Genomic DNA, 22035 nt, shown 5'->3' on the forward strand with positions numbered 1-22035 from the left:
CGGAGCGGCCGGTCACGGGTTGGAACCCGGCAATTTCCCGTTGTTTTGCACGCCATGCTTCTCATGTAAGCGCATGGTCGGACCTGCCTATGGTCCTTTCGGTTCTCGAAACTGTGCCCGGAGGTCGGACGTCCCTCCGTTTCTGCAAATCTTTAGCTGGCTTCAGGCGGTCTTTGATTTGCGGCTTCCTATCTTGCAACGCAGTTTCACTAAATTCTATTCTATGATGCACTCACCAGATTTAGTCGGCATGTCCCGCCTTACCTACATGGGACAGCCTGTATTCGCGGGCAGGACCCGTAACGAAACCCGTCCTGATTTCATCTCCTGCTTCGCACTCCACATCGAGGAGTGTGAACAGACGGGACGAAACGGTTCGACCGCAAACTACCGGATGGCATACCGTATGCTCGTCCGCTATGCGGGCGGGGGCAAGCTGCCTCCGGAACAGTTCACCGCCGAATGGCTCGAACGTTACGAGCGGTGGCTCCTGGCGCGGGGCCTCGGGACCAATTCCGTCGTATTCCACATGCGCTCCCTGCGGGCCGTTTACAACCGGGCCGTCGAACAGGGGCTTTTCCCCGCTGCGGGCGGCAATCCCTTTCGCCGCAGGCTCATCAGACAGGTGGCGACCCGCAAACGCGCTCTGCCGCGCGAGACACTCCGGCGGATCGGCGATGCCGATCTCTCGGCCTTGCATCCCAAATACGCGCTGGCGCGCGATCTTTTCATGTTCAGTTTTTACACCCGGGGCATGTCGTTCGTCGATATGATCTATCTGCGCAAAAGCGATGTCCGCGACGGCGTGCTGACCTATCGGCGCAAAAAAACCGGTCAGATGCTCTCCCTGCGCATCGAAGCGCCCCTGCGGGAAATCATCGACCGCTACGATAACGATTCTCCGTATGTGCTGCCCGTCCTGACCGCCGACGACAGCTACCGCGCCTATCGCCAGCAGCAGCGTGAGCTGAACAAATTCATCCGTAAAATCGGCGAATTGCTGGAAATCTCCGAGCCGCTGACATTTTATGTGGCCCGCCACTCATGGGCGACGCTGGCCCGCGACTGCGGCACGCCGCTGACGGTGATCAGCGCCGGCATGGGGCATACCTCCGAGCGGACGACGCGCGTCTATCTGGCGCAGCTCGACCGCAACGTCATCGACAAAGCCAATCGGAAAATTATCAATCTGTGACGATCGGACCGATTCAGGCGACATTCGGATCAAATAGATACAAGGGAAAAACCGTGCGGATGACAGAAACAAGGCCCATTACTGTAAATAATGTGTCTTCAGGACATAAATGATTGCTATTTAAGCAATTCCCGTCGTCTGCAAAGGTAAGGTTATTTCTGATTATAACCAAATGTTTTACATTAAAAAAATGTATATAATCTGTTAGTCGCCTGATTATTATCACTTTATATCTCTGTCTCATTTCCCGAACCGGGTCACGGACATAAAATCCGGTTCTTGCTCTTCATTGTGTCCAAATATGCTATTTTTTAGCTGACTGTCAGCGCTTTAGGTAAACAAGACCCATTATTTACAGTAATGGGACTCGGGAGAATAGTGCAACTGTTTGAATTAAAACGGATTACAAATTGACACTCTCTCTTAAGATTTTGTGGGCGGTGAAGATTCTGCTCACATTGCGCAAGGCGGCGGAAGCCGGGGTTCCTCCTATGAAGAGCCCCGAATTGCTGGCGGCCTGCCTGACTCCGAATGCGGATACCTATATGTACCGCCGCGCCCTGCGGGAACTGGTTGCCAAAACCGACTTCGTGACCTGCGACATCCAGTCGAGCCGGACCACCTACGAGTGGAACCCCAACGTCCGTCCGAGCCTGTACGATCTGGTCATCCGGCTGGAGGGCGGCATGCACGAAGCCTCGAACGCCTTCTGGTCGTACGAGAATACCTATACGATGCAGCCTTTGTACAAGGTGAACAAACAGTACGACGCGCTGACGCGCGAATACCTCTCGAATATCTACGTCGACGAGCTCGACTCCCCGGCGCTGTTCAAACGGAACAGGTTCAAATTGCCTCGCATTAACCTGCGAACGCCGGAACATACGGAACAACACATTTAAAATTATAAAAAATGAAACATCTCTACATCATTGTACTGTTCGTTTTCGCGGGCGGAGTCGCTTCTGCCCAGGAGAACGGCAACCGGGATGCGCAGAACCGCATCGTACGGGGCCCTTATGAGACCAATCGCTTTTTCGATAATGTTTTCGTCGGAGTGGCCGGAGGTGTGAATCTCTATTTCGGTGAGAACGACTCCGAAGGAAAATTCGGCAAACGTCTGGCCCCGGCGCTGGACATCCACGTCGGCAAATGGTTCACGCCTTCGATCGGCGCGCGCGTCGGTTACGCGGGTTTGCAGGCCAAAGGCTGGACCACCGCCGGAACGCTCTATGCCAAGAGTGCCGACGGCGGCCTGTTCCGGGAGAAATTCGGCGTGATGTACCTGCACGCCGACGCCATGTGGAACTTTTCGAACGCCGTGAGCGGCTACAAGGAGACCCGAACGTGGAACTTCGTGCCCTTTGCCGGTGTCGGCTGGGCGCGCTCCTACGGCAACGACACCCACGACAACGAGATCGGCTTCGACGTCGGCCTGCTGAACGTGGTGCGCCTGTGCAGCTCGCTCGACCTGACGCTCGAAGCCCGCTGCCTGCTCGTCAACCAGCGTTTCGACGGTGTGACCGGCGGCCGCCTCGGCGAGGGGATGCTTTCGGTCACGGCCGGTCTGGCTTACAAGTTCAACCGCCGCGGCTTCGTGCGCGCCTCGAACGTGCAGCCGGTGGACATTACGCCCTATCTCGACCGGATCCGGAACCTTGAGGAGAACAACACCGACCTTGCGTCGAAAAATTCCGTCCTGAACGACGAGAACGAGAAACTGCGCAATGCGCCCGCCAAGGTCGTCGTCGAACGGAAGGTCTCCGCATCGCCCGTGGTGCTCTTCTTCAAGATCGGCAAGGCCACGCTCGACAGCAAGGAGCTGACGAATCTCGAATTCTATGTCCGGAATGCCATCAGGGCCGACGAGGACAAGACCTTCACGCTGATCGGTTCGGCCGACAAGGCCACCGGCAGCCGGGAGCTGAACCAGCGCCTGAGCGAGCAGCGGATGGAGTATGTCTACAACCTGCTGAAAGACAAATACGGTGTCCCTGCGGACCGTCTGGTCAAGAAGGCCGAGGGCGATACGAACAACCGCTTCGCCGAGCCGGAGCTGAACCGCGCCGTCATCGTGGAATAATTCAATCAAATCATACATAAACGTTACATCCAAAAAGAAGAAGCCATGAATAAATTGTTAATGCCTTATGAGGCACCGGAGTTGTCTCTGATCTCCGTCCGCGTCGAAAAGGGGTTTGCTGTAAGCAGCGACATCGAGCCGGGAGAAGGCGGCGGTGAACTGGGAGACGAAACCTACTGATGAGATCGGAGACCCGAAAACCAACATTCAAAACAAAGAATGCACTATGAAAAAATTATTGGTTATAGCGACTCTTGCCGCAGTCGGCATGGGCGCATGCAGCAAGGACGACGGCGTTTCCGCTCCGGAGGACTTGCGGAAATATGTTCAGGTGACCATCCCCGAGAATGCGGCTTCCGACGAAACCCGTACATCGGTTGACGGCACGACGACCTCCTGGGTCGCAGGCGACAGGGTAGCCGTCTCTCTCTACAACGGTTCCACGACGGAGGTCTGCGAATTCACGGCCGACAGGTCGGGCGCTACCACGACCTTCTCGGGCAGCGTGCCCGTCGGCAGCTACACGTGCGCCGCAGCCCACTATCCCTTCTGCGCCGCCACGTTCGACGCCGTCAACAAGACCTTCACGCATACGTGGGGCGATGCTTACTGCTCGACGGATCTGGCCGCCTACGACTTTATGTTCTCGACCGTGTGCGAAACTCCGTTCGTAGTCGACGAGACAACGACGGTTCTTCCCGTCGCGCTGACTTTCAGACCGCTGATGGCCCGTATCGGAATGAAACTCGCTCTGGGCGCCAACGAAACCCCGAAATACGTCACCTTCACCACCGCCGACAATGTGCTGCCGACGGCCGGCACGGTCAATGCCGACGGAACTTTCTCCGCTTCGGCCCTGACCAACTCGCTCACCGTGGAGACTGACCGTAAGGAGTTCACCGTGGGCCTGCTGCCCGTCGGGGCCGCTTCGAACATGAGCGTAGAGGTTACGACCACCGACGGCATGACCTATTCGGACAAATCGTTCCAGTTGGCCGGTCTGAAGCGCAATACCCACTATACGATGAATGTTCCCTGCCGTACGAAGCGCTTTACGCTTACGGTTCCCGATGGCGTAAACTCGCAATACGGGACGGACACCTATGGGGATAACGGATTTTTCCAGGTCGAACCGCAGTATGATCCGGAAAGAATTTTTAACAACTGGTATTTCCTCCGCTCCGAGATCAAGAGCGACAAGGACGCTGCCGGCGGTGACGTACTCAAGAACAGAAATCGTATTCAGTTACAGGCTACCCTCGCTAACAGTGCACGAAACGGTGCGTTTGTAACGCCTCCGATTCAGTGCGACGGAACCAAAAAGGTGACGGTGTCCTTTACGGCGGCCACCAATACGATTATTGCTAATCCGGTTGAATACCGAATCGGCGTGACGGACAATGGCGCTGATATTTCGGAGAATTTCCTCCGGAGTTTTGACAATATTCAGTCGAGCCAGACAGGAACGTGTCCGTGGAGATACAGCGGTTCCGTATCCCGGACCCATACCTTTACGGTTGCGAACGGACAACGGATCATGATGAAGCTTTACACTACCTGCGGTTCCACCTATCATTTGGAACTCGCCGACTTTACCTATACGGTCGAATAGGTCTCGGCACGGCAAAATACATACGATCGGGACGGATGCAACAGCCGTCCCGATTTATATATAACCATATCCAGCATGAAAGCAGTTTATACAAAACCGGAACTGGAGGTCTTCGCAGTTGCGGTGGAAGCCGGTTTTGCAATTTCGCAGCCCGACGGGGGAGAGTTGGGTCCGATTTCGGAGGACTATTCGGATAACGGGGATTTAACCTATTGAAAATAAAAAAATATGAAATACAGTTCTGTTTTCCGCTTGCCGCTGCTGGCGCTTCTGCTGACGGGATGCGGGAAGGACGATGCCGGAACGACGGCATGGCCCCGCCCCGAAGAACCGGCAGCGGCGGGCGATCCCGTCGCCTGCCGCCTTTCGATCGACAACGGCGATCCGTCGCCGGAGGCTGAGACCCGGACGGCATACGGCCCGCTGACGAACGGCTTCTGGCCGATCTACTGGCGCAGCGGAGACCGGGTGGAGGTCATCTCTCCGCAGACGACTCCGCAGCGGGCGACGGTCGAGGTCCGCGTTTCCGGTGCGACCGAAAGCGAGGCCGATTTGAGCGATACCGGGATGGTCTGGGGCGAAGGGCTGCACGACTTTTACGCCTTCTATCCCTCCGGTGCGATCCGGGCCAACAGCGGTTCGATCGTCGTGGCGGCGGTTCCCGCCGTCCAGACCTGCAACAACGGGGAGTGCAACATGCGGTATGCCTACATGTCGGCCTGCGCCGAAGGCGTGGAGCGCGGCGGGGAAGTGTCGTTCGCATTCCGTCCGCTGATGACCACGGTGACCGTGTCGGTGGGATTTTCCGAGGCCGTCGAAGTGCAGAAGCTCGTCCTTTCGAGCGAGAACGATGCCGTGGCGGGACAGTTTACCCATGACATTGCGACGGGCGGCAGCACGGTCGATCCGGACCGGAGTTCCAATGTGCTGGCGCTGCATCTGACGACGGGGAGCGTGCCCTACATCAAGCTCAATGCCGGTTCGAAAATCGTGGTGACGGCCTTTATGCTGCCGCAGGACATCCGCGGTCTGACGTTGACGGCCGTTACGACCGAAGGCCGGACTTACAGCTACACCACGCCGGCGACGCTCCGGGCCGGACACCGCTATTCGTTTTCGGTCGGCGACATGCCGGCCCAGGCCCAGCGCATTGTCTCGGACCGGTCCGACTGGATGAAATACCTGCCCGACAACACCTACCTCTCGCAGGTCTCCATTCCCGGATCGCACGACGCCTGCGCGATCTACGGCTCGCACTACGAATATAAGAGCGGTATGCCGCATGAGAGATACCATTTCAAATGGCTTCTTTCCTGGTTAGGCAACACCAACATAACGAAAGTCACCAAGGCGCAGGAACTTTCCATCGAGGAGCAGCTGGCGGCGGGCGTCCGCATGTTCGACCTGCGTCCCTGCGCGTCTTCGGCTTCCGTCAAGGACCTTCCGATTCATCACGGCATCTCCGTGCTGGGCGATCCGGCCCGCGGCGGTTATACGCCGGGCGCGTCCGGTAGGCAGGAGCTGTCGCCCTTCCTGCTTTCGCAGGTGCTCGACCGCTTCGTGCGTTTCCTGGAGGAGCATCCGGGCGAGACGCTGCTCGTGCATATGAAATATGAGAATACCACCACCAACGCCAATAAAAGAGGGTGGAACAAGAGTGTCGTGAGCTACATCAAGACCCGTTGTAACGGCCGCATTGCCGACTTCACGCCGCGGATGACGCTCGCCGACGCCCGGGGCAAGATCCTGTTCGTCATTCGCGAGGATTATAAATCGGACAATGACGGGGAGTATCTCGGGGCCTACCTGAACTGGACGAACGATAAGGTAGTCTTCGAAACCACGCTCCACGGCAACACCGGCGAGGCGGCTCCGATCAAGGTCAACGACCTCTATAACATCAAGAACGGTTCTTCGGACGGTGTGAGCAAGTATTCGGCCATCGACGACTGCATCGCCTACACCTACAATGCGACGGACGTCTCGCGCTGGTGCATGAACTACGTGAGCTGCTATGACAGAGACCATTGCAGCGTGACGGGGCTCGGCGTCCTCGGGGCCTTGGGCGACTATGATTATTGCGCCAACCGCTACAACCGCTACACGGCGGACAAGCTGAACCGGCCCGATTTCCGCGGAAACGCCGGCATCGTGCTGATGGATTTCGCCGGAGCTTCGAACGCCACGATGACCTACGGGCAGACCTGTTCGAACATGGCGGTCTACGGCGACGACCTGGTGAAGGCCGTTATCGGCGCCAACAACAAGTGGGACCTGCGCCGCAGCGAATAGGCGCTGTCTGCTGTGAAAAAAGAAGCGTCCGGTTGCCGGACGCTTCTTTTTTTGTGGGTGCATGTGGTGTCAGCGGCCGGTGAAGAGGTTGAACTGGTGCAGCAGCGTGAAGGCGAAGAAGCACCCGATGATCAGGCACATCACCGCGAGCAGTGCGTTGAGCACCCGCGGCGAGGGTTTCGTGGGCCGCCCGGCGTTGTCGCGGATGTATTCGCGGAAGAAGAGGTACAGCGCCGGGACGATGCTGCACGCCAGCAGGTAATCCTCCGGGATGCCGAAGAAGTAGACCTTCGAAAGCCCGATCAGCGCCCAGTGGCAGAGGAACATCGCCAGTACGATGTTGATTCTCTCCGAAAAGGCCAGCATCAGCCCGATCGTGAAGACCGCCACCGAGCAGGGCATCACCGGCGAGGTGATCATCGGGAAGGTGCGGCCCAGCAGGAGCGAGAACAGCGGGTAGACGAGCGGCATGACGAACAGCAGCGCGGCGAACGCCGTGTGGTTGCCCGTGCGCTGGAGCGAGGCGTGCTTGACCGCCAGGTCGTAGACCCAGATGCACCCCATGATGGCCCAGAACAGCGCCAGCAGGTCGTGGTGCTCGCGCGGCTCGCAGTAGACGAGGTAGTAGACCCCGGCGATCCAGAAGTTCAGGAGCGCCATGAAAATCTTCATAGCGGTCCGCACGGCGGGCGAGGGGCGGAAGTAGAGCAGCAGGGTCAGGACAACGGCCGCCAGCACCAGCGCGAGCTGTGCGGGCCATGTCGCGGCGTTGTAGGAAGCGATGGTATTCCAGAAAGTCTCCATGCGGAAGGTTTATTTCGCGTTTTTTCTGCGCCGCGTGAGCGAGAACGCCCGGCGGTTGAAGACGAAGATCGGCAGCGTGGCTCCGGCAGCCAGCAGGGCGATGACGCTCAGCGACACGGTGGCGTTGAGGAAGAACAGCTGCATGTACTGCATGCCCTGTCCCGGGTCGTTGAGCGACTGGAGGAACATGATGAGCGAGAAGACCGTCTTGTAGGCGTAGATGCCCGGAACCATCGGCAGCAGCGCCGGGATGTAGAGCGCCGTCATCGGGCAGCGGATGGCCTTGCCCAGCCAGAGGCTTCCGAAACCGATGGCCGTTGCGGCGCAGAGCGACGCCGTGGCGATGTCCATGCCGGCGCAGTTCATCAGGCAGAACCGCAGGGCGTGTCCCACGGCGGCCAGCAGGGCGATGCGCGGGAAGGCGCGCATCGGGGGATCGGAGACGGCGCCGAAGCCGACGGCCGCCACGGCCGCGAAAAAACCGTCGAGAAGAATGTCCGCAGCGATCATAACAGGCTGTTTTTAACCATTAACAAAGTCGCCGAAAGTCCGATGGCGATGCAGATGATCAGCAGCAGGGCGTTGATCAGCCGGCTGAATCCGATCAGGATGTGGCCTTCGACGATGTCGATCACGCCGTTGATCAGCGGCACGCCCGGCACGAGGTACAGTACGCTCGTGGCGAGGGCTGTCTCCGCCGTGCAGTCGAAGCGCAGGGCCGCCGAGGCGCACAGCGAGGCCATGAAGGCCGAGATGATGAAGATCAGGAAGTGGTTGACGCCGTGCGCCTGCATCCGCTGCCGGGCGGCGAAGCCCACGAGCGTGGCGGTGAAGACGATGCCCGCGGCCGTCCAGTCGCCGCCGAAAAGACGGCAGAACGAGGCGTTGGCCAGTCCGACGGTCACCAGCACGAAGATCGGGTCGATGCGCGGTTTGTCGATCAGCTCCCCGTAGCGCCGGCGGATTTCGCCCAGGGGGAGCCGGTCGTCGAGGGCGTCCCAGCTCAGGGCGCTCAGGTCGGAGTTGCGCTCGAAGCTGATCGGCAGGGCGGGAATCTTCACCACGCGGGTGATGGCTTCGCCCGTCGCGTCGTCGCGGACCGTGAGGATCGTGCTTTTCTGGAAACTCGACAGCTGAATGTCGACTCCCTGCGACTGTCCGATGCGCTGCGAGTTGCGGATCACGCGCGAGGTGTGGACGCCGGATGCGAGCAGATAGGTCGCGTAGTCCGCAATGAAATCGAGGATTTCGGTCAGTTCTTGTCTGGTTTTCATAGCGGCTGCAAAAATAGTTCATTTCCTCCAAACGGCCCGTCTCCGGGCCTGAAAAATCTGTCCGGCGCGTGATTTTGCCACCGGCCTGCGCTGCGGGCCGTCCCCATGGCGGTTCTCCGGATGGTTTCAGCCCGGCGGTTCGGATGGTTTCGGGGACAAACCGGGGCTTTTTTAGGCGGAACGGATAAATTTTCCTACCTTTGCTTCCCGGTATGAAAGCATCTTTCAAAAAGTCATACGCCTCGCTGGGGGCTGATAAGTTGGTCCTTCTGTGGCTCGGGGTGTGGTGGATCGCGAACCTCGTGCAGGCCGGCTTTACGGAGCTTGCCAACGACGAGGCCTACTACCACATGTTCGCCGAACGGCTCGCGTGGGGGTATTTCGACCACCCGCCCGTGACGGCGCTGCTGGTCTGGGCCGGAGAGCGCCTCTTCGGCGGGGAGCTGGGCGTGCGTTTTTTCTTCACCGTGCTGCAACCCCTCTACCTCTGGATCCTGTGGCGTCTGATCCGTCCGGCGGATGCCGGCCGCCGCGATGCGGGACTGTTCGTCGTGCTGTCGGCCGCGACGCTGATGCTTCAGCTCTACGGCTTCATCGCCGTGCCCGACGGGCCGCTGATGTTCACCACGGCGCTGTTCCTGCTGACTTTCAGATGGTTCTCCGGCGGATGCCGCCGGGCATGGCTGTGGATGGGCGTCGCCATGGCGCTGATGGCTTACAGCAAATACCACGGCGCGCTGGTGGTTCTCTTCGCGCTGGCCGCCAACCCGCGGCAACTGCTGCGCCCGGCCCTGTATTTAAGCGGCGCGGTGGCGTTGCTGCTGCTCGTTCCGCACCTCGTGTGGCAGTACGAGCACGACTGGGCGTCGTTCGCCTACCATCTTTCGGGCCGCAATTCGGTCTTCAAACCCGGTTACGTCGTCGAATTCCTGGCCAACATGCTGGTGGTCTTCAACCCCTTCTTCGTGCCGCTCTACGTGCAGGCATGGCGGAAAGTGAAGCCGCAGACCCCCGTCGGGCGGGTGCTGAAGCTCCTGCCCGTGGCTTTCATCGCCTTCTTCGTACTCTCGTCGCTGCGCGGTTACGTCCAGCCCCAGTGGGTGATCGTCGCCTGCTTCGGACTGGTCTACCTGCTCTTCACCTATGCCCGGCGGCATCCCCGCACGCGCCGTTACGTGATGCGGGCCGGGGGCGTGACCGTCGGACTGATCGTCCTGGTGCGGCTGGTGATGATCTTCAACCCGCTGGGCATCCGCTTCGAGGTGTTCAACAACCCGGAGAGCTACACCGCCATCGCCGCCGAGGCCGACGGCCGTCCGGTGGTTTTCCGCTACGGTTACGCCGTTGCGGCCAAATACGCGTTCTATACGGGCGGCGAGGCCTATTGCCAGCCCAATATCCGTTATCGCACGCACCAGTGGCAGTTCCGTGACGACGATTCGCGGTTCATCGGCCGTGAGGTGCTCGTCGAGTGCCCGGACGGGACCGTCTCGGACAGCACGCGGCAGGTGCGTACCCTCACGATGGCCAACGGCAGGAGTTTTAGGTGGTTCGTCGATCCGGCTTTCCACCCCGTGCGATTGGTGGACATCGCCTTTGCGGGTCTGCCCGAAAAGGTGGCCGCGGGCGAGACGCTGCGCCTCGAACTGCGCATCACGAATCCCTATCCCTATGCGATCCGCGTGGGCGGGGGCGACACGCAGCTGGTGATGCTGTGGAAACACGGGCGTTTCCGGGTCGACGAGTTCCCCACGGGCGAGACCTTCACGATTCCGGCCGACAGCGTCTTGACGCGCGGGGTGACGTTCACCGTCCTGCCGCAGCTGGCCGGCGAGAGTTTCGACGTGGGGTTCGCCCTGCGCCGCGAGGGTTATACGAATTGGTTTAACGGAAAATCCGTCCCGACGGAGGTCGGAAATTTATGATAGAACAGTTCTTCAAATTCTGCGTCGTCGGCGGCTCGGGCGTCTTCGTCGATTTCGGTATCACCTATCTCTGCAAGGAGTGGCTGCGGCTGAACAAATACGTGGCCAATTCGCTGGGGTTCCTCTGCGCTTCGACCTCCAACTACATTCTCAACCGCGTCTGGACGTTCCAGAACGAAAATCCCGACATCACGGGCCAGTACCTCCGGTTTCTGGGCATCGCGGCTGTCGGGCTGGTGATCAACAACGCCACCATCTACGTCCTGCACGGTCGTTTCCGCCTGAATTTCTACCTGGCGAAACTCTTTGCCATCGGCGTGGTGACGTTCTGGAATTTCTTTATGAATTATTTCTTCACCTTCTGACCGGGCCGTGCTTCCGGTCCCGCATCATTGGCGTTTGCGGATACGGCGGAAGGGGAGTTTGAGCACCCCGAAGAATGCCTCCCCGAAGATTCCTCCCGACATTTTCGACGTTCCCTCGCGGCGCTCGACGAAGATGATCGACACCTCCTTGAGCCGCATTCCCAGCCGCCAGGCCGAGTATTTCATCTCGATCTGGAAACCGTAGCCCTTCATGCGGATGGCGTCGAGGTCGATGGTCTCCAGCGCACGGCGCGAGTAGCAAACGAACCCGGCGGTGGCGTCGCGCAGCGGCATGCGCGTGACGATGCGCACGTACATCGAGGCGAAGTAGGACATCAGGAGGCGCGACATCGGCCAGTTGACGACGTTGACCCCCTGCACGTAGCGCGAACCCACCACCACGTCGTAACCTTCGGCCGCGGTGCGGTAGAGGCGCACGAGGTCGTCGGGGTTGTGCGAAAAGTCGCAGTCCATCTCGCAGATATAATCGAATCCGTTCTCCAGCCCCCAGCGGAACCCCGCGAGGTAGGCCGTCCCCAGGCCCAGTTTTCCGGCCCGTTCCATGAGGTGGAGCCTCCCCGGGAACTCCTTCCGGCGCTCCTTGACGATCGCGGCCGTGCCGTCGGGCGAACCGTCGTCGATGACGAGCATCTCGAAGGGTTCGGGCAGCGAGAAGACCTTGTCGATCATCGCCGAAATGTTCTCTTTTTCGTTATAGGTCGGAATGATTACCAGTTTGCGCATGGCGGATGTTGTATCTTTTGAAATTACAAAGATAATATTATTTTGCAAATCACGGTTATTTTGTGCGCCGTTTCAAGGCGCGGGCCGCAGCGAAGTAAAAGTACGCTTTTTTCCGCACACAGCCGCAACGTTTCCGTTAAAAAGGTTATCTTTGTGCTGAAATGAAACTTGAGGTGCGACAGGTGACCCAAGTCACCGATTCCCTGCTCGAAGCGTTCGGGCGGCTGATGCCGCAGCTTTCGCCGCGGCTGGAGGCCCCTTCCGGGGAGCGGTTGCGGGCAGTGGCGGCGGGGCCTTCGGCGGCGCTTTTCACCGCGGAGTCCGGCGGCGCTGTCGTCGGGGTGCTGACCCTGGTGTGGTACGATGTGCCGTCGGGGCGCAAGGCCTGGATCGAGGATGTGGTGGTCGACGCTGCGGCCCGTGGAATGGGTGCGGGCGAAGCGCTTGTGCGCGCGGCGCTGGCGCATGCCGCCGTGGTCGGGGCCGGGAAGGTGATGCTCACCTCCAACCCTTCGCGCGGGGCTGCGCGCAGGCTGTACGCAAAAATGGGATTCAAGGAGGCGGAAACTACGGTTTTTGCCTGTAAAACGGATACGGAATGAAAAAAATCGTGAAGATCGCGGCTGTCGTCGCGGTCGTTATTCTGGCAGTCGCCCTGATCGCGCCGATTGCGCTCCGGGGCAAGATCGCCGACATCGTGAAGCGCGAGGCCAATGCGATACTCGCCGCCCGGCTGGATTTCGAGAAACTCGACATCAGCCTGCTGCGCCATTTCCCCAACGCTTCGGTGGAACTCAAGGGACTGACGCTGGTGGGCGCCGACCGTTTCGAAGGCGACACGATCGTCGCCGCGCGGCGTATTTCGGTGGTCGTCAATCTGATGTCGCTTTTCGGCGACAGCGGGTTCGAGGTGACGAAGGTCATCCTCTCGTCGCCTGCGGTGCATGCGCATAAACTCGCCGACGGAGCCGTCAGCTGGGACGTGATGAAACCCTCGGACGCTCCCGCGGAGGAGGCTTCCGCGGAAGAGTCCGCCCCGTCGTCGTTCCGGCTTTCGGTCCGCGACTTCCGCATTTCCGACGCCGCTATCCGCTACGAGGACGACTCGACGAACATGCGGTTCTCGACCGCGCCCCTCTCGCTGCGCCTCCGGGGCAACATGTCGGCCGACCGCACCGACCTCGACCTGCGGCTGACGGCCGCCGCCATGCGTTTCGTGTCGGGCGGCATTCCGCTGTTGAGCGGCGCCGAGGCGGAGCTTGTCGCCGTGATCGACGCCGACCTTGCGAACAACCGCTTCGCCTTCTCGCGCAATACGCTGCGTCTGAACGCCATTTCGGTCGGCCTCGACGGCTGGGTCGAACTGGACGGCGATGCCGTGCTCATGGACCTCAAGGCCGGCTGCGACAAGGTGCAGTTCAAGGACGTGCTGTCGCTGATCCCGGCCTTCTACACCCGTGAGTTCAAGAACCTCACGGCGGGCGGCGAACTGTCGATGGAACTCTGGGCCAAGGGCGAAATGCGCGGCCCGGCGCTTCCGGCATTCGAACTGAAAACCGAGGTCCGCGACGGCAGCTTCCAGTACTCTTCGCTGCCCAAGGCCGTGACGGACATCAACATCGCCGCCAGGGTTTCGAATCCCGGATCGGTGATGGACAAGACGGTCGTGGACCTCTCGAAATTCGGACTCCGGATGGCCGGAAATTCCGTTGCCGCGACCTTTTACGCCACGAATCTCGTCAGCGACCCCGTTTTCCGCGCTTCGGCCGACGGACGGGTCGACCTGGGAGCCGTGAAGGAGGTCTATCCGCTGGAGGAGGGCGTCGATCTGGGCGGTCTGATTACCGCGGACCTGAAACTTTCGGGCCGCATGTCCGACATCGAAAAGAACCGTTACGAACAGCTCGGCGCGCAGGGAACCTTCGTCGTCGAAGGAGTGGGGCTGACGCTCCCCGGCCTCCCGGCAGTCCATATCCGCCGCGCAGCGGCCACTGTCACGCCCGCCGCGATGACGCTCGGGGAGTTCGGCCTGACGGTCGGCAAGAGCGACCTTTCGGCCAACGGCCAGCTGACCGGCTACATCGGTTACCTGCTGCGGGGCGACCTGCTTTCGGGGCGTCTCTACGTGAAATCGGAGCTGCTCGACCTGAACGAGATCATGGATGCCATGCCCGCTTCGGAAGGCGAGGCTGCGGCCGAAGAGGCTTCGGCGGAACCGGTGCGGGCCATCGAGGTTCCGCGCAACCTGAACCTCTCGCTCAACACCGACCTGCGAAAGGTGCTTTTCGAAAAAATGACGATCGGCGACATCTCGGGCGAGATGCGCGTTGCCGGCGGTGCGCTGTCGCTCGAACGGCTTGCGCTGGGCGTCTTCGGCGGCAAGGCCACCGCTTCGGGAAGTTATTCGACGGCCGCCGACCCGGCGCGTCCGGTTCTGAAGCTCGACGCCGCCGTTTCGGGGGCTTCGTTCCAGAAGACCTTCGAGGAGCTGGAGACGGTGCAGAAACTTGTGCCGATCTTCGCCAAGACGGGCGGCGACTACTCGCTGTCGCTCGACCTGGGCACGTCGCTCGACGCCGCCATGTCTCCCGACCTGCGGTCGCTCAACGCCACGGGCGAGATCAGGTCGGCCAATATCCACGTGCAGAATATCGAGGCGTTCGATGCCCTGGCCAAGGCGCTGGGCAACGACGAACTGCGGAAAATCGAGGCCAGGGATGTCGCCATTCGCTTCGCCATCAAGGACGGGCGCATCACCACGCAGCCCTTCGACCTGAAGATGGGCGGCGTGAACATCAATCTCTCGGGTTCGACGGGGCTGGACCAGACCATCGACTACAAGGCCAAGGTGGCCGTCCCGGGCGGAAAGACGCTCCAGTCGGTCGGCGTGAACATCGGCGGCACGTTCTCCTCGCCGAAGATCACCCTCGGGGTCAGGGAGGCTGCCGAGGAGGCCGTGAAGAACGTCGTCAACGAGCAGATCCAGAAGCTCACGGGCAGCGAATCGCTCTCGGAAGAGATCGCCAGACAGGCCGAGAACCTCCGCACCGAGGCGAAGCGCGCCGGCGAGAAGCTCATCGCCGCCGCGCAGGAGCAGCGCGCCAAACTCGTCGAGGCTGCGGCTTCGAAGGGGGCTTTGGCCAAGATCGCCGCCGAGAAGGGCGGGGATAAGCTGGTGCAGGAGGCCGAGAAGCAGGCCGCCAACCTCCAAGCCGAGGCCGAGCGGCAGATCGAAAAACTCACGGCGAAAAAGGAGTAGCCGGAATGGTTGCGATATTCGCCGTCATCATCGGAGGCATTGTGACGGGGCGTCTGCTTATCGGCTGGCGCCTCGCCTTCGTACAACGTCTGATCACCTTCATTATCTGGGCGCTGTTGTTTCTGCTGGGCGTCGAGGTCGGTTCCGATCCGGCGGTCGTCGGCTCTCTGGCGACGCTCGGGGCGGCCGCCTTTGCGATCTTCGTGCTGTCCGTTGCGGGGAGCGTCTTCGCAGCATGGCTGCTGTGGCGGCGCATTCGCGGCCGCACCATGTCTGCGGGCGACGGCGGAGATGCGGCCGAAGCTCCCGTTTCTGCGCGGACGGCCCTTCGCGGCAGTCTCGTGATCGTCGCTTTTTTCGTTGCGGGATGTGTTGCGGGGCTTCTGATGCCGCTCGACGTGGCCGGATCGCGAATCAGTGCTTATGTGCTCTATGCGCTGATGTTCTGCGTCGGCGTGACGCTGGGCAACGACCGCACCCTCGCAGGGCGGGTCCGGCGGCTCGATCCGCGGCTGGCACTGCTGCCCGTGGCCACGGCTGTCGGCACGCTGGCCGGGGCAGCCCTCGCTGCGCCGCTGCTCGGCGGATGGTCGCTGTCCGACTCGCTGGCCGTGGGCGCGGGATTCGGCTACTATTCGCTTTCGAGCATCTTCATCGCCGACCTCCGGGGACCGGAGCTGGCGACGATCGCCCTGCTTTGCAACGTCATGCGTGAGATCTTCACCCTGCTGGCCGCGCCGCTCGTGGCGCGCTGGTGCGGACCGCTGGCCGCCGTGTCGATCGGCGGCGCGACGACCTTCGACACCACGCTGCCTATTATCACGCAGGCTGCCGGGCGGCCCTATGCCGTGGTTTCGATTTTCCACGGCTGTGCGCTCGATTTCAGCGTCCCGTTTCTGGTGACGTTCTTCTGTTCGATCTGACAATGCGGATTGGCCGCATGGTATTGCCGCTTTTCGGTCGGTAACTAACCGCGGGTTTCGCCCGCGGGAATTTTATGTACTTTTGATGTCAAAAGTACTAATTAAATCTAACTATCTGACAAACAGTGTGTGGTAAAAGCCGAGGTAATGATTTGTCAACTCTACATCGCGTGTCCTTTACATTCCATTTAACTTGTCAAAGACTCCGATACAAAGATACAAAATATGCAGAATATAGGCAAAAAATCTTTTAATATTGAAAATAAGATAATTGCTGTAATCCTAAAAACCAAAGTTGATTTTACAATTGATAAATCGCTCAATTTCGGTAGGGTGAATTTCATATAAAGAAAAGCTTCGTCAAGGTTGCGGGCGCTTGATGTCAGTTCTCATTTTCGTTTGTAAATATAGTTTTCGTCCAGTCATCCAGCCACGTTGAAATCGCCGGGCAGCAAGGAATAAAAAACCGTCACGTTTTCGTCTTCATCGAGCGCCACTTCAAGACCATCTCTAATAATATGCATGTATGGATTTCGGCGGTAAAGTTGGCCCTTTTTAGGATTCCCAATTGCATACCCGAATATCCGGGTGGATATAAAAAGTTACTGTAAAAATCGTTATTCGTCCTCCTTGTTCAAGATGTAAAGTAATGCCTCGGTAAATCTCGTGCGATCCTTTTTGCGCTCCAGAACACGGCGTTTGACATCGGTCGGATCGCCGAGTTTGACATGCAACGTATCCTCGAAGACCCGAACGACCAGATTGAACGGAGCGGCCGTACCGTCGGCCAGCAGCAAAGGCTTCGGGGTCATCCGATCGAGCCCGCAAAGGATTTCCGAAACGCTGATTGCTGAATGCTCCTTCGACCAATAGAGCGGTGACTGAGGGGCGGACCCGGAGATGAAATACTGCGAATGTTCGAGGCGATAATACAACAATTCTTTTTCCATGCGGATAAATTCGATAGCCATGTCGATAAACCGGGATAGATAATGCGGCGGTGGAGTGCCCTGCTCGGAAACCCGGCGAAGAAGGGAGTGAAATTGAACATGCGCGTAGTTCAAGGTTCTTAATGCCGATAGAGCATCCGTATCGTCGCCGATGGCTGTGACCTGTCGTGCAAAATCGTGAAAGTAGTTCCGCAATCTGTTTTCCGAAACGACTTTCCGAGTCGGCGATTTTAACAAAGCCCGATATAAAGATGTGCGTAACAATCTATCCATCTGTATTTGTATTTTTGACGGCCAAATGGCTCGACCATTGCATAAGGAATTATCTACGGCAAACAAAATGACCTGTTTCCATCTTATTTGTGTGATTGAGTGATGTTTATTGGAAAAAACATACCGGGATTTCTTCGGAATCTATTTTTTATTTATATCTTTGTATTGCTATCCGTCGAAAGACGGGCAGCATTTGCTGCGAAGTAAACGTGGAAATTTACAGTAAGCGGCAGATTCACAGTCCCGCGCCCGCAGGGGCGAGGTGTTTTCAAGAGCAACGACCTTAACGGGCGTGGGCTTTGTGTTATTGCTTACGGGTTTTCCACGACCTACTTCGCGTAATGCATCGCCCCGCCCGTTATTTTTTCGGATAGCACAATTTTAATTTGAAGAATTATGCTATATTTACAGAAATATTTATCGGAATCTTCTTGTATAATCAATAGAATTCTATAACTTCTTTTTGGCCGCAAAATTGATAAACATAAAAGATGAGTTGTAAGTGATTAAAAAAGGCCATAGCAGGCACTTGCTACATATACATTATTTGCGATGTCAATTTTGTGAAACCCCGTATATTCTGAAAAGAGTTTACGGGGTTATTTTCTTGTATATTTTGTTTTAAGGCTGTTTTAATGGTGTTCGAATGCCTTTAATAGCATTCACATATGGGCACAAAAAGCCCGCACACCGGTTCCAGAATGGTGTGCGGGTTGCAAACGCCATAGCGGACGAGAGTACGATGCCGATTATCGATAACGAGAAACATCGTACCGTAAAAGGCTATATGTGGTGCGTGCGCGATGCTGTGGCGGGGAATCTGTTCTTCCACTACGACATGGGCTCCCGTAGTGCCCGCACGGCAATGAAACTCCTAAAAGATTATCAGGGGGGCGATCCAGAGCGACGGGTATAATGTCTACGACCGCTTCGAGGGGCTGCAAGGCAAGCTGATGCTCGGATGCTGGGCACATGCCCGACGTAAATTTACCGAAGCGCTCGAGGAGAACCATACGCTGGCATCCGAGGCTCTCGTATACATCGGAAAACTCTACCAAATAGAACGGCAGGCCGATGAAGCGCTGCTGGACTACGAACAGCGCCGGGACAAGCGCAAAAAGGAGGCATATCCGCTAATCACAGCCCTTGAAAAATGGCTGGAACAAACCTATCGACAAGTACTCGACCCCAGCCGTATCGGGAAAGCCATAGCTTATACCTATGCCATCCTGCCTAAATTATCCCGCTATGTGCTGGACGGACGATATCGTATCGATAACAATCTCGTCGAAAATGCCATCAGACCTCTGGCCATCGGACGCAAAAATTATCTGTTTTGCGGCAACGATGCTGCTGCCGTAAGAGCTGCAATCGTATACTCGCTGATCGGATGCTGCAAGGCCGCACAGGTCGATCCGAGGATATGGATGGAAGACATCCTATCCAGAATGCCGCAATACGAACTCGGAAAGAAGGACTTCGCTGAACTACTCCCTGAAAACTGGCGAAAAGCACACACCACAAGTGCATTATAAACCTCTCCTCGCTGTCATGACTGCGTAAGCACTGTCATTGGGCTGTCACTACAACTACTGACACACGACTGACGGACACTATGCTGTCTCTACCATGTCACTAACGCTAATGACATACTGATGACAAGGCTGATAACTCCAAATATGCAATTTATCGGATGCTTACGTAATATTGTGATGCAAGGGAAATCCATAGGTGACTTTAGTCGACGGTCAAATACCCATTATAAACGACAAGCGGGAATGAAGCAATTCATTCCCGATATAATGCTTTCTGAAAGATTCCGATATTCCTGTTAAATGGAGTCAGGCTTTCTGATATGTGCTATAAATGATTGCCAGATGCGAAGCAGATATACTTCATGAAGAACATCGCAATAAATCCATTTTTGATTGTGCCTGCGTAGAATTTTATTCCTGATTCGTTTAATGAGAATCCGGGAATCAGTATCAAACGCAGGCGGTTCCAGAATATGATTCAGTAAGCGTTGTTCGATATCTGGTATTCGTTGAAACGCTGGAAGCAAGGAGCGATCGACCAATCCTGAATCGTAGATCATGCCGTTCAAAGCATTCCAGAATGTCATTAGATTGCATTGTTTTAAAATTCCAATTAACGCCTTCCAGTTAATTTCATGACCGTGTTTTTTAATAAATAGAGCCCAATCGGTCAAATGACGAAGCGCAATACCTGTCGGTAGATGCCGCGAGGTATGACGTAACAGGAATAGAGCATGTGCGGTCGGAGAAAGTGTTTGTAATCCGGTGCGAGAATCCTGGCTGTATCCCTCTTTTTCGATAAAGTTATGCATCGCGCACTCAAGAATTCGATCGATACGATGCGTCTTTGTATCGAAAAAAGTATCGTGATTCTCAATGCTCACTCCTTTATAGGTAAATGTGGCGTGTTTGGGATTTTCGTAATTCACCCTGATTCCTCGATTTTCGATCCACCGATTTCCATCGGCGAATCCTCCCGACATCCAGCAATCGATATCTCCGCATTCCCGATGTTGCGGCACCGGATAACAACTGCTCAACGGAAGACCCTTGAAGATCACCATACGGACCTCTGCTTCCCGAAACAGCCGGTCGGACAAATCATTGGCTATGGACAATTGCCGCTGATATTTATCTTCGATTTGTTTTATGTTGTATGCCCATTGTAATTTCAGGTTTCGATCCGGCTCTTCTGTAGTTGTAATTCGTCTTTGCGTAACATATTGCTGCAATCCATCCCATATGATCGCCAATATTCCGTGTTTGACAGCCAATCTGTAGAGCTGCGGCCAGTCAGTTTCCCCGAATCGCATATTTGTTATATCTTCCTCAGGAAGAGTGTGAAGTCCAGCGCGCAACAAGACAAGTAATTTGTCATGGGTATGGTATGAATTGCAACCGATATCAGGTTCATGCATATCGTTCGATTATATTCGGCGTGTGATGATCTTTTAAGTATCAACATGTTATGATCGTACCTAAAAGGCTCTGTAAAAGGTCTTTTTTATTGTAATACCACTTTAATTATTAATATTTATTCGTTAGAACATTCCACCAAAAAGGCATGGCTTTGAATAGTCTTTTCATTTTCGACCATTTAAAACCGGCCAAAGATCGATAAAGTCCTTCCAGCTGGTGCTTTCGCCACCATTCAGGAGCCCGTGATACTTTGCCGGTGTAAACATCGAAACTTCCGCCCAGGCCCTGATATATAGCGTCGTGTCTTGCAGCCATCTCCGCCATCAGCAATTCCTGTTTAGGCGACCCCATTGCTACAAAAATTATATCCGGTCTCAGTTCTTCGATATCTCTAAGCAAGAGTTCTTTTTCTGCTTGCGTCTTGATATATCCATTCCGATAATTCGCAATTATAATATTCGGAAAATCTTGTTTTAGTTGACGGACTGTTTGTTCAATTACTGCTTGCGTGCCGCCGACCAGGTAATAACTTTTGCCTTGCTGCCAGGTCATTGCTATTATTTTCAGCCACAACTCGCATCCGGCTATCTTGATTACATTTTGATATCCTTTTTTTCTTAATGCGACTACCGCTCCGATGCCGTCACAATAACCGCAGTTTTGGTTAATAATTTCGCGTGTCAGATTGGTTGCATGAAGTATTTTTTCCGCATTGACAGCGACAAGAATTCTTTTATGCGCATCTATATGCGCAAGCAACTCTTTGTCGGAGGTAAAAGGGTATACTTCTACCCCGTTTATTGAAACCTTGTTCATAATTTTAGATTAAATTCGATTCTTGAAATAAACTCTGTAAGCGGTTGATTATGGTGGGCTTCCGGAAGCGTAGTTCATTGTACTTGACCCAAAACGCTGTTCGTCTCATTTATCGGACTATCTGCTCGTATGTACGGGCTAATTTTGGGAACATGGAGCGGCAGGAATGAATTATAAGATCTGTCCGTATTTCCCGGTTTGGATTCCTTCCCGGATTATTCGTGCCGGATTACCTGCGACTATGCAGTTAGAAGGAATATCCCTGGTTACGATTGCACCGCTGCCGACCACAACGTTGTCACCAATATGGATCCCGCACATGATGATGGCATTCGCTCCGATGAAGCACTGCCTGCCTATGTAGGTGTCGGCATGAATTCCTCTACAAAAGTCATGGGTAAAAACGGCCGCACCCGATGCCGTGTAACTTTCGTCGCCGATGTGGATACCTCTCGGATACACCTTGTCCAAATGCGTTCCGAAAGAAATCCTTGCTGATCTGGCTATATCCATTCCAAGTAATTTGGTGGAATAGAAATATTTCATCCAGATTGCTGCCAGTCTGA

General features: G+C 56.5%; 21 protein-coding genes. 13 read left to right on the plus strand and 8 right to left on the minus strand.

Features of this window, described 5'->3' with window-relative positions; all coding sequences use genetic code 11:
- The first annotated feature begins 223 nt into the window (after positions 1-223).
- The 6 genes from ACGHP5_RS03000 (at position 224) to ACGHP5_RS03025 (ending at position 7182) form a co-directional block, all read left to right on the plus strand.
- The gene (locus tag ACGHP5_RS03000; protein ID WP_390567991.1) at positions 224-1195 is read left to right on the plus strand and encodes a tyrosine-type recombinase/integrase; all 972 of its coding nucleotides are present in this window, start codon (positions 224-226) and stop codon (positions 1193-1195) included.
- Between the two features lie 410 nt (positions 1196-1605).
- Positions 1606-2097, plus strand: a complete 492-nt coding sequence (locus tag ACGHP5_RS03005) for a hypothetical protein (protein ID WP_290532222.1) — start codon at positions 1606-1608, stop codon at positions 2095-2097.
- A gap of 11 nt (positions 2098-2108) precedes the next feature.
- On the plus strand, positions 2109-3278 hold the full coding sequence (locus tag ACGHP5_RS03010) for an OmpA family protein (RefSeq protein WP_290532221.1): 1170 nt from the start codon (positions 2109-2111) through the stop codon (positions 3276-3278).
- 45 nt (positions 3279-3323) lie between these two features.
- Positions 3324-3458 (plus strand): hypothetical protein, encoded by a 135-nt coding sequence (locus ACGHP5_RS03015; RefSeq protein ID WP_290532220.1) that lies wholly within the window; start codon positions 3324-3326, stop codon positions 3456-3458.
- Between the two features lie 46 nt (positions 3459-3504).
- Positions 3505-4890, plus strand: coding sequence for a hypothetical protein (locus tag ACGHP5_RS03020; RefSeq protein ID WP_390567992.1), 1386 nt, complete (start codon positions 3505-3507; stop codon positions 4888-4890).
- 228 nt (positions 4891-5118) lie between these two features.
- Positions 5119-7182 (plus strand): fimbrillin family protein, encoded by a 2064-nt coding sequence (locus ACGHP5_RS03025; protein WP_390567993.1) that lies wholly within the window; start codon positions 5119-5121, stop codon positions 7180-7182.
- Positions 7183-7251: 69 nt separating this feature from the next.
- Here the strand turns inward: ACGHP5_RS03025 and ACGHP5_RS03030 are convergent, their stop codons facing one another.
- The 3 genes from ACGHP5_RS03030 to ACGHP5_RS03040 are packed head-to-tail and all read right to left on the minus strand — an operon-like array spanning position 7252 to position 9260.
- A complete protein-coding gene (locus tag ACGHP5_RS03030) occupies positions 7252-7986 on the minus strand; it encodes a DUF6064 family protein (RefSeq protein WP_337771833.1) in 735 nt (244 codons plus the stop codon).
- A gap of 9 nt (positions 7987-7995) precedes the next feature.
- Positions 7996-8496, minus strand: coding sequence for a threonine/serine exporter family protein (locus ACGHP5_RS03035; RefSeq protein WP_337657953.1), 501 nt, complete (start codon positions 8494-8496; stop codon positions 7996-7998).
- Positions 8493-9260 (minus strand): threonine/serine exporter ThrE family protein, encoded by a 768-nt coding sequence (locus tag ACGHP5_RS03040; protein ID WP_290532215.1) that lies wholly within the window; start codon positions 9258-9260, stop codon positions 8493-8495. Before ACGHP5_RS03040 ends, ACGHP5_RS03035 begins: the two co-directional genes overlap by 4 nt.
- Positions 9261-9472: 212 nt before the next feature.
- Here ACGHP5_RS03040 and ACGHP5_RS03045 point away from each other — a divergent pair, with 212 nt between their 5' ends.
- Positions 9473-11185 carry an ArnT family glycosyltransferase gene (locus ACGHP5_RS03045; RefSeq protein WP_390567994.1) on the plus strand — a complete coding sequence of 571 codons (1713 nt, stop codon included), beginning with the start codon at positions 9473-9475 and terminating at the stop codon, positions 11183-11185.
- Positions 11182-11550, plus strand: coding sequence for a GtrA family protein (locus tag ACGHP5_RS03050; RefSeq protein ID WP_290532213.1), 369 nt, complete (start codon positions 11182-11184; stop codon positions 11548-11550). Before ACGHP5_RS03045 ends, ACGHP5_RS03050 begins: the two co-directional genes overlap by 4 nt.
- 24 nt (positions 11551-11574) lie before the next feature.
- Here the strand turns inward: ACGHP5_RS03050 and ACGHP5_RS03055 are convergent, their stop codons facing one another.
- Complete coding sequence (locus tag ACGHP5_RS03055; protein WP_290532212.1) at positions 11575-12294, minus strand: polyprenol monophosphomannose synthase; 720 nt, start codon at positions 12292-12294, stop codon at positions 11575-11577.
- Between the two features lie 161 nt (positions 12295-12455).
- On the opposite strand from ACGHP5_RS03055, the gene ACGHP5_RS03060 reads away from it, so the two are divergent.
- From ACGHP5_RS03060 to ACGHP5_RS03070, 3 genes are read left to right on the plus strand one after another with little or no spacing between them, the layout of a single operon-like run.
- Complete coding sequence (locus tag ACGHP5_RS03060; protein WP_390567995.1) at positions 12456-12896, plus strand: GNAT family N-acetyltransferase; 441 nt, start codon at positions 12456-12458, stop codon at positions 12894-12896.
- Positions 12893-15553, plus strand: coding sequence for an AsmA-like C-terminal region-containing protein (locus ACGHP5_RS03065; protein WP_390567996.1), 2661 nt, complete (start codon positions 12893-12895; stop codon positions 15551-15553). Before ACGHP5_RS03060 ends, ACGHP5_RS03065 begins: the two co-directional genes overlap by 4 nt.
- Positions 15554-15558: 5 nt before the next feature.
- On the plus strand, positions 15559-16476 hold the full coding sequence (locus ACGHP5_RS03070) for a lysine exporter LysO family protein (protein ID WP_290532210.1): 918 nt from the start codon (positions 15559-15561) through the stop codon (positions 16474-16476).
- A 617-nt stretch (positions 16477-17093) separates the two neighbouring features.
- Here ACGHP5_RS03070 and ACGHP5_RS03075 read toward each other — a convergent pair.
- Positions 17094-17699, minus strand: coding sequence for a hypothetical protein (locus ACGHP5_RS03075; RefSeq protein ID WP_390567997.1), 606 nt, complete (start codon positions 17697-17699; stop codon positions 17094-17096).
- Positions 17700-18345: 646 nt separating this feature from the next.
- Here ACGHP5_RS03075 and ACGHP5_RS03080 point away from each other — a divergent pair.
- Positions 18346-18615, plus strand: a complete 270-nt coding sequence (locus ACGHP5_RS03080) for a transposase (protein ID WP_390567998.1) — start codon at positions 18346-18348, stop codon at positions 18613-18615.
- A complete protein-coding gene (tnpC, locus tag ACGHP5_RS03085) occupies positions 18596-19234 on the plus strand; it encodes an IS66 family transposase (RefSeq protein ID WP_390568393.1) in 639 nt (212 codons plus the stop codon). Before ACGHP5_RS03080 ends, tnpC begins: the two co-directional genes overlap by 20 nt.
- 296 nt (positions 19235-19530) lie before the next feature.
- Here the strand turns inward: tnpC and ACGHP5_RS03090 are convergent, their stop codons facing one another.
- The 3 genes from ACGHP5_RS03090 to ACGHP5_RS03100 form a co-directional block, all read right to left on the minus strand.
- Positions 19531-20652 (minus strand): nucleotidyltransferase family protein, encoded by a 1122-nt coding sequence (locus ACGHP5_RS03090; RefSeq protein WP_390567999.1) that lies wholly within the window; start codon positions 20650-20652, stop codon positions 19531-19533.
- A 109-nt stretch (positions 20653-20761) separates the two neighbouring features.
- Entirely contained in the window at positions 20762-21469 is a 708-nt protein-coding gene (locus tag ACGHP5_RS03095) for a WecB/TagA/CpsF family glycosyltransferase (protein ID WP_390568000.1), read from the minus strand.
- A gap of 171 nt (positions 21470-21640) precedes the next feature.
- Positions 21641-21982 carry an acyltransferase gene (locus tag ACGHP5_RS03100; RefSeq protein WP_390568001.1) on the minus strand — a complete coding sequence of 114 codons (342 nt, stop codon included), beginning with the start codon at positions 21980-21982 and terminating at the stop codon, positions 21641-21643.
- Positions 21983-22035: the final 53 nt, after the last annotated feature.

The sequence above is a fragment of the Alistipes sp. i18-0019-D1 genome (genome assembly GCF_042852885.1).
GTDB lineage: Bacteria > Bacteroidota > Bacteroidia > Bacteroidales > Rikenellaceae > Alistipes.